Source organism: Stenotrophomonas sp. SrG (assembly GCF_050031795.1).
In the GTDB taxonomy this organism is placed as follows: Bacteria; Pseudomonadota; Gammaproteobacteria; order Xanthomonadales; family Xanthomonadaceae; genus Stenotrophomonas; species Stenotrophomonas rhizophila_A.
In genome coordinates this window covers 1-234 of sequence record NZ_JBNBBE010001457.1, presented here as the reverse complement: position 1 = coordinate 234, position 234 = coordinate 1, and the positions used below count along the sequence as shown (strand labels likewise).

Here is a 234-nt window from a genome sequence, read left to right as displayed (position 1 = left end):
TGCAAAGGCAGGCCGCATCTTCGCTATCGACAACAATCCGTCCAAGTTCGAGCTGGCCAAGCAGTTCGGCGACACAGACTGCATCAACCCGAAGGACTTCGACAAGCAGATCCAGCAGGTCATCGTCGAAATGACCACCTGGGGCGTTGACCACCCCTTCGAATGCATCGGCAACGTCAACGTGATGCGCGCGGCGCTTGAATTCGCGCACCGTGGCTGGGGCCAGTCGGTGAT

The 234-nt window shown here is 59.0% G+C and carries 1 protein-coding gene; it reads left to right on the top strand.

The genetic code is table 11. The features are described 5' to 3' along the window. The coding region (locus tag ACQG3P_RS24240) for a zinc-binding dehydrogenase (RefSeq protein WP_426806475.1) at positions 1 to 234 on the top strand (234 nt) is incomplete at both ends.